Raw genomic sequence first — 7,483 nt, forward strand, 5'->3', positions numbered from 1 at the left:
GCGCAGCTTGATGGGGCAAAGGGTTGGACGTGCTTTCGCCATGTGACCCTGCCCATGCTGTCACCCACAATCTTTTTCAACTTGATCTTAGGCATCATCGGCTCGTTCCAGGTGTTCACGTCGGCGTATATCATGACCGGCGGCGGCCCTGAAGACTCGACGCTGATGTACGTACTCTATCTCTACAATAACGCTTTTAGAGAGTTTAAGCTCGGTAAAGCCAGCGCGATGGCCTGGATTCTCTTTATTGTCTTGCTCGGCTTTACGCTGGTGCAGTTTAAGAACGCCTCCAAATGGGTCTACTACGAAGGGGGCGACAAAGAATGATCCAGCGTATTGGTGTTTTTGCGATGCTGATCTTTGGCGGCATTCTCTTCTCGATCCCGTTTCTCTGGACGGTTTCCACAGCGCTCAAGACCAACGAGCAGGTCTTTGCTGTGCCGCCGCAGTGGATTCCGAATCCCATTCAATTTGAAAACTTCAAAAAAGCCTGGACAGAGCTGCCTTTCCCGACCTTCGTGAGGAACACGATCACGATCACCGTGTTCGCGACGTTTGGGCAGATCCTCTCGGCGTCGCTGGTGGCCTACGGGTTTGCGCGCTTCAAGTTCAAGGGCAAGAACGCGCTCTTTTACCTGATGCTCTCGACCATGATGCTGCCCTCACAGGTCACCATGATCCCGGTCTTTCTGCTCTGGCGACAGCTCGGGCTGATTGACACGTTTGCGCCTCTCATCGTCCCTTCGTTCTTTGGCGGCGGCGCCTTCACGATCTTTCTGCTGCGCCAGTTTTTTCTCACCATTCCCCGCGAGCTCGACGAAGCGGCGATGATTGATGGCGCGAACCCGCTGGTGATCTGGTGGAAAGTGCTCCTGCCGCTCGCTCGTCCCGCACTCATCACCACCACGTTGTTCTCATTCGTGAGCCACTGGGACGAGTTCATGGGACCGCTGATCTATTTGAACTCCATGGAGAAGTACACCGTCTCCATTGGCCTGCGCCTCTTCCAGGACAGCTATGGCACGCAGCTAGAACTGCTCATGGCCGCATCGCTGATCCACATTCTGCCCACCATTGCGCTTTTCTTCGTCGCCCAGCGCTATTTTGTGAAGGGCATCGCGCTCACCGGGCTAAAATAACCCCCCCTTAACCCCCAAGAACATGGGTTAAGGGGTCAGCTCACACATTGACGCGTTTAATGCGCTCGGTGGCAGGATCGAGTACCATCTCTAGCTTGCCTTCGGCCATCTCGAAGATGCCGGTGGCGACCGTATCAATCAGGAGCTGGTCGTGGCTGGACATCAGGATCGTGCCCTCGAACTTCTTCAGTGCCTCAATGAGAACTTCACGCGCGAGTGGGTCGAGGTGGTTGGTGGGCTCATCCAGAAGATAGAAGTTCGCGGGCCGCAGCAGAAACTTGGCCAGCGCCACTCTTGCACGCTCCCCACCCGAGAGCACGCCGATTCTCTTGAACGGGGCATCGTCGCCGCGAAACTGTAGGCGCGCCAGCAAGCCACGGGCCATCTCCTCCAGCTTGGGATCAATGCCCGCCAGTGTCTCCTCGTAGACCGTCCGCTCGGGAGAGAGTGCCTCCGCCTGGTGCTGGGCGAAGTACCCGATCTCGGTCTTGGGGTTGATGACAATCTTGCCTGTAGTGGGCTTCTCGATTCCCGCCACGAGCTTTAGCAGCGTGGACTTGCCCGCGCCGTTAGGCCCCGTCAGAGCGATCTTGTCTTGCTTGACCATCGGGAGCGTGATGCCGTTCAGGACGGTTTTATCGCCGTAAACTTTGGTGACCCCCTCGATACTGATCGGCTCGGGGGCCTCACGGGGTGGCTCAGGGAACTGGAGGAAGATGGTTTTGGGGCGCTCTTTGGGCTTGGGAAGAATGTCAATCTTTTCGAGCTGCTTGACACGGCTCTCGACCATTCCCGCCTTGGACTTATTGCCCCGCCAGCGCTGGACAAACTCTTTCCAGTCCGCGATCTCGCGCTGCTGAGCATCGTAGGCCTTGAGCTCACGCTGGTAGCGCTCATCGTCGAGGCGGACATAGTCGTCGTAGTTGCCCTTGAACTTATTGACGGTCATGTCCTTAACTTCCCAGATCTCATCGCTGGTCAGGTTGAGGAACTCGACTTCGTGGGAGATGCAGACCACGGTTCCAGGGTAGCTGGGAATGTAGTCGTACATCAGCCAGAACTTGGCCTCCGTGTCTAAGTGGTTGGTCGGCTCATCGAGCAGCAGATAGTCTGGCTCCTGGAGAAGAAGCTTCGCCATGGCGATACGCATCTGCCAGCCCCCGGAGTAGGTATCGGTGAGGCGGTCCACGGCATCGAGCTCAAAGCGCAGCCCGGAGAGAACCCGACCAATGCGGGCGTCCATGGTGTGTGCCTCCAGCTTAGTCATGTCATCGGCAGCTTTATCAAGCGCAGCCACATCGGACTTGGTAACGGCTCCGGTTCCGATGGCCTGTGAGGCGGCGATGAGGCGCGCTTCGACATCGGCCATGTCGGGGAACGCGGCGCGCATCTCCTCGCCCACAGTCACCCCAAGGCGGCACTGTGACTCCTGGTTGAGGTAGCCGACGGTGGAGCCGTGACGACTCACTACCCCTTTGTCGGCGTCCTCTAGCCCGGCCAGAATCTTGATAAGAGTGGACTTACCCTGCCCATTGAGGCCCACGACACCGATGCGGTCGCGATCCCCTAGTTGCAGAGTGATATCTTTGAGCACGTCCTGTGGCCCAAACGATTTGTAAATTTTGTCAGCAGTCAACATTTTTGGAAAAACCCTGCGATTGTATCGCGCCGAGGGGGTCTTTCGCTAATCCAAAATTTCTGTTGCCCTCCTCCACCTTGTTTTCCCTTCCCCCGCTCACTTTCCCTCCCCCCGCTCGTTCCTCACGATCCCCTCCCGATAACGGGAGGGGGTTGGGGGGAAAATAAATTCTCCCTGGTTTATAAGATTCGGGGGGTGCCAGCCGTTCTACGGGCGGAGGTTTGATTTTACAATGGTTCCAACAGCCCGTCATCGGTATCGCCATGCCACCCCAGAGCTTGTGGCACGCGCTCGTGAGCTTCGCAGGGAAGGCACTCCTGCGGAGCGCGTTCTCTGGGAAGCATTGCGTGGTCGCCAGCTTCAGGGGATGCGTTTTTGGCGACAGCACCCCGTGGAGACGTTTATTCTGGATTTCTACTGTCCTCAGCATAAGCTGGTGGTTGAGGTGGATGGAGGGATTCACACGGAGCCCGCCGTGAGAGAGCGTGATGAAGAACGCCAGCGCTGGATCGAGGCACATGGCTACGAGTTTCTGCGTTTCACCAATGAGGAAGTTCTGCACGAGCTCCCTCGTGTTCTAGCGCACATTGCGGCCAAACGGGAGGAGTAGTGATTGCCCTCCCTCCCCCCGGCCCCCTCCCTCCCGATAACGGGAAGGGAGGGGGTCGTGAGGAACGAGCGGGGGGAGGGAAAGTAAGCCGGGGGAGGGAAGGTGAGCAGAAACTTAAGCACTCCGCAGTCGTTTTCGATACCAGAAATAGAGGGGGGCTTGAATCAGAATTACCAGAAGCATGGTGGTGAAGGCGCGCAGGAAAGCTTGGTTTCGGGGAAGGCCAAAGTAGAGATTGCCCCAGACGGAGAGGGCATAGCCGAGGCTATAGAGCGCAACAACGATCGCCCAGAAAATCTTCCGACGACGGGGGCTCTCCTGAGGCGCTGCTTGCGGCGGCACGAGCGGCTTCTTTTTCTTTTGATTCATCTCACGTCACACGCTAGACTTTTCACGTCACACGCTAGACTTTTTTGTTGGCCTTGACATCCCAGCCCATCTTCTTGCCCCCTGGTGAGGTAATTTCGTATCGTGCAAAGTTCATGGTCATGGATTCGTTGGGCGCAGTATTGCCACTTGTCTCGTCGGCGAACTGGTGGCTGGTGATCATAACATCGGTCAGAGTGATGGTGAAGCCCCCTACTTTCAGGACAGCGCTCTTGAGATGCATACCCATTGCGCAGTTGATAAATATCTCGGGAGATGCCTCGTCCGCCAAGCGTGTGAGGGTGATATCGGAGAAAGAGACTTTACCGGCTCCCGCGCCACCGCCGAAACTGCTTCCCCCGGTATTCGTGGCCCCAAACTTGTACGTCGTGAACGGGAGAACAGCCCCCAATGGACCTGGGCCTGCTGTAATTCCTTCGAGGATCATGGAACCTGATTTGGCATCTTTGGGTAGGGGAGATTTCTGCTGCGCGGAGTGGGGTGAGAGCGCATCAGCTCCCGTTGGGAGGACGACAGTGGTCAGGAGAAAACAGAGTGTAAAAAATATTCGTTTCATGGGGCATTGTACCAAGATTTCGCCAGTGCTAACCGCATTTCTCCCGTGCTAACCGCCCCAGAACGAGTAGGGCTGGATGTCCAGCGCCCAGCCGATCAGGTGCCAGAACGAGCCGACAAGGCACTGACCCAGAATCAGGCCAAGGAAAAACGGCATGGCTTGTCGGTACATCCTGACGCCACCATAGCGCAGGATCAGGCCCTTGAGGATCCAGGCAAAGAGCAGCGGCATCCAGACCAGGTTCATGCTCCACGAGCCGGAGATGGCGTAGCCGATAGGGTGAAAGGGCCACCAGGGGAACTTGATGCGCGCGATCATCAGAAGGGCGCAAAAGACAAAGCCCACGACCATTGCCCCATTGGCGATCCCGTTGGGGGCCTGCGGCTGGGTCATCCAGCCATTGAGGCGGTTGTAGCCCTCGGCGGAGAACCCCTGGCCGCCGCGCATCTTGCCTGATGCCCCAAAGTCGTAGGAGAGGTGCAGGTAGGCCCAGAGCGCGGCGAACGCCCCGAACGCGCCCGCGAGCACGAGCCCCCAGAACATCACCTTCTGGCTCATCTTCACATCCTTGGCGGCTTTCAAGCCCTCAATGGCAAAGGGCATCGGGTGTGAGCGGTACGCGCGGTTGAACCAGTAGAAAAACGTCAGGATAGTGAGGTCTTGTCCCGAGAACGCGGGGGTGCCAAACGAGCGTGTCAGAATGTGATCCGGCCCGGAGAAGTGCAGGTCGTGGACGGGAGGACCGAGCTCGGCGCGGATACGGCCCACGGCGAGCGCGAGTGCAATATAGATAAAAAATGCTGCAAACGAGACCAGCGGCGAGAGCCCCATCCAGGCGAAGAAGCCGACCATAACCAGAAACCCGATCAAGAAGCCGACTAGGGCCTGGCGGTAGCTGAGCGCCTCCTGGGAGTCGTCCAGATCGGACGCCTCTTTCCAGATGCGCTTCCACATCTGCGCAAAGTAGCTGCGCCCGTTCCAGAGCAGAAACACGAGCAAGGCGATGTAGCCGCCAAAGGCTTGCTCACGAACAAAGGGGAAGTCCGGGGTGACATCCCAGGCCATGAGCCGCGAGAGAATCAGCTGCGCTTTCCAGAACAGATAGAAGAACCAGCAGGAGAAGATCAAGTCAAGAGGCAAGAGATACCCGAGGCCCACGGCGAACGGATAGAACGAGTAGCAGGTAAAGCCCGCCGCGTTCCAGGGAGAGGTCGCGAAGACTCCCGTGCCCGCCACATCGGTGTGCTGAAGATTGACGGTGGGAAGCTGCGGATAGAGCGAGGCGAGCCCATTGAGAACCTCGATACACGCGACCAGCCCGAAGCCAATCCAAAAGAGCTTATTGGTCCAGAGGGTGTCTTTTTTCTGCTCCGTGAGCTGAATCGGCAGCTCGATCACCGGAAACGGCAGGCGCTCGCGGTCTTGCCAGCCCTGGCGCATCAGCACCGAGAGGCAGAGCATGGTCCAGAAAAGTACCGCCACAAAGCCCGTCCAGAGCAGCACGGGCGTCTGCCAGGCATTGAGGTGCTCGGGGGTGTAGAGTGTCGAGTGGCCTTGATAAAAAAGCTTGAGCGCCTCTTTTTCCGTTGGCGTGTCTCCGACCATCACGGCCTTGGGAAGAAACTGTCCGAAGCGCTCCAGCCAGTTGTTGGTCGCATTATCAAATTGATACGGGTGGGCGAGCAGCGGCAGCAGTGCGGAGCACATGTCCTGCCCCGCCAGTGCCCCACCGACACTGACCATGGCATAGATCAGAAGAAGCTCTCCCTGGCTGAGCGCGAGCTTGGGGGCGAAGCGGCGGAGCGGCCAGTTGAGAAGCAGCACAATACTCAGCAGAAAGAGGCCGTTGGCAAACAGAGAGATCGTGGAGAAAAATGGCCCGCTGCCCACACGCTCCGCTCGAATCACCCAGAAGGCGTTGAGCAGAATGAGTACCAGCGCAATGGGGAAAGTCAGTCCCCAGCGAACGCGAGTACGAACAGGAGCCGTCGAATCATCACCCATAGCGTGTGATCATTCAACAGATGCCGACATAATTCCTGCTTGGATGTGGTACACTGAGCGCAAGCTGAGGAGTGCTGCAATTCGTTATTTTACGGATCAGGCTCAGCTATCAAACCGCGCTCACCAGGGGAAGCCCCCGGTGGGCTTTTTCTTTTGTTAGACGAGACAACATAAGACAACTATCATGACTGAAAACAAAACGGACACTAAAACACTGGCTACCGATTTTATCGTGGCCGATCTGGGGCTCGCGGAGTGGGGGCGCAAGGAGATCGCCATCGCCGAGACCGAGATGCCCGGCCTCATGGCCATTCGCGCCGAGTACGCTGATGCGCAGCCTCTGAAGAATGCGCGGATCACGGGCTCGCTGCACATGACAATCCAGACCGCTGTTCTGATCCAGACCCTTGAGGCACTGGGCGCACAAGTACGCTGGGCGAGCTGTAATATCTACTCGACCCAGGATCACGCCGCCGCCGCCATCGCCGATGGGGGAACCGCCGTCTTCGCCACGAAAGGCGAGACGCTGACCGAGTACTGGGACTACACCCACAAGATCTTCGAGTGGCCTGATGGCAGCTACACCAACATGATTCTTGATGATGGGGGCGATGCGACCCTTCTTCTGCATCTGGGTACCAAGGCGGAGACCGATCTCTCCGTTCTCGACAACCCAACCTCCGAGGAAGAAACTATTCTCTACGCCAGCATCAAGGCCAAGCTCGCGGTTGACCCGACCTGGTATTCTGTACGGCTGGCCGAAGTCAAGGGCGTCACCGAAGAGACCACCACGGGCGTTCACCGCCTTTTGGAGATGAGCCGCAAGGGCGAGCTGAAGATGCGTGCCTTCAACGTGAACGACTCGGTCACCAAGAGCAAGTTCGACAATCTCTACGGCTGCCGCGAGTCTTTAGTGGACGGCATCAAGCGCGCCACCGACGTGATGATCGCCGGAAAAGTGGCCGTGGTCTGTGGCTACGGCGATGTGGGCAAGGGAAGTGCGCAGGCACTGCGTGCACTGTCCGCCCAGGTCTGGGTGACGGAAATTGACCCGATCAACGCGCTCCAGGCCGCGATGGAAGGCTACCGCGTGGTCACGATGGAGTATGCCGCCGACAAGGCCGATATCTTCGTCACCACCACGGGCA

The 7,483-nt window shown here is 57.9% G+C and carries 8 protein-coding genes and 1 riboswitch; of the genes, 4 read left to right on the plus strand and 4 right to left on the minus strand.

Translation table 11 applies throughout. From position 1 onward, the window contains the following. Together ACH2EH_RS25580 and ACH2EH_RS25585 are read left to right on the plus strand one after the other, a co-directional pair. Positions 1 to 327: carbohydrate ABC transporter permease (locus tag ACH2EH_RS25580; RefSeq protein ID WP_395146252.1), on the plus strand; the 327-nt coding region annotated here is incomplete at its 5' end. Next, positions 324 to 1,139 carry a carbohydrate ABC transporter permease gene (locus tag ACH2EH_RS25585; protein WP_395146253.1) on the plus strand — a complete coding sequence of 272 codons (816 nt, stop codon included), beginning with the start codon at positions 324 to 326 and terminating at the stop codon, positions 1,137 to 1,139. The genes ACH2EH_RS25580 and ACH2EH_RS25585, both read left to right, overlap by 4 nt. A 40-nt stretch (positions 1,140 to 1,179) precedes the next feature. Here ACH2EH_RS25585 and ACH2EH_RS25590 read toward each other — a convergent pair whose 3' ends face one another. Beyond that, positions 1,180 to 2,778 (minus strand): ABC-F family ATP-binding cassette domain-containing protein, encoded by a 1,599-nt coding sequence (locus ACH2EH_RS25590; protein WP_395146254.1) that lies wholly within the window; start codon positions 2,776 to 2,778, stop codon positions 1,180 to 1,182. A gap of 232 nt (positions 2,779 to 3,010) precedes the next feature. On the opposite strand from ACH2EH_RS25590, the gene ACH2EH_RS25595 reads away from it, so the two are divergent. Continuing rightward, entirely contained in the window at positions 3,011 to 3,388 is a 378-nt protein-coding gene (locus ACH2EH_RS25595) for an endonuclease domain-containing protein (RefSeq protein WP_395146255.1), read from the plus strand. A gap of 114 nt (positions 3,389 to 3,502) precedes the next feature. Here ACH2EH_RS25595 and ACH2EH_RS25600 read toward each other — a convergent pair whose 3' ends face one another. From ACH2EH_RS25600 to ACH2EH_RS25610, 3 genes are read right to left on the minus strand one after another with little or no spacing between them, the layout of a single operon-like run. Further along, positions 3,503 to 3,757, minus strand: coding sequence for a hypothetical protein (locus ACH2EH_RS25600; RefSeq protein ID WP_395146256.1), 255 nt, complete (start codon positions 3,755 to 3,757; stop codon positions 3,503 to 3,505). A 34-nt stretch (positions 3,758 to 3,791) separates the two neighbouring features. Beyond that, positions 3,792 to 4,331, minus strand: coding sequence for a type VI secretion system tube protein Hcp (locus ACH2EH_RS25605; protein ID WP_395146257.1), 540 nt, complete (start codon positions 4,329 to 4,331; stop codon positions 3,792 to 3,794). A gap of 48 nt (positions 4,332 to 4,379) precedes the next feature. After that, entirely contained in the window at positions 4,380 to 6,335 is a 1,956-nt protein-coding gene (locus ACH2EH_RS25610) for a DUF6785 family protein (RefSeq protein WP_395146258.1), read from the minus strand. 60 nt (positions 6,336 to 6,395) lie between these two features. Beyond that, positions 6,396 to 6,464, plus strand: a riboswitch (S-adenosyl-L-homocysteine riboswitch). Positions 6,465 to 6,519: 55 nt separating this feature from the next. Between ACH2EH_RS25610 and ACH2EH_RS25615 the strand changes: the two genes are divergently transcribed. Beyond that, on the plus strand, positions 6,520 to 7,483 hold a 964-nt coding region (locus ACH2EH_RS25615; protein WP_395146259.1), incomplete at its 3' end, for an adenosylhomocysteinase.

This window comes from Armatimonas sp. (genome assembly GCF_043760365.1).
Taxonomy (GTDB): Bacteria; Armatimonadota; Armatimonadia; order Armatimonadales; family Armatimonadaceae; genus Armatimonas.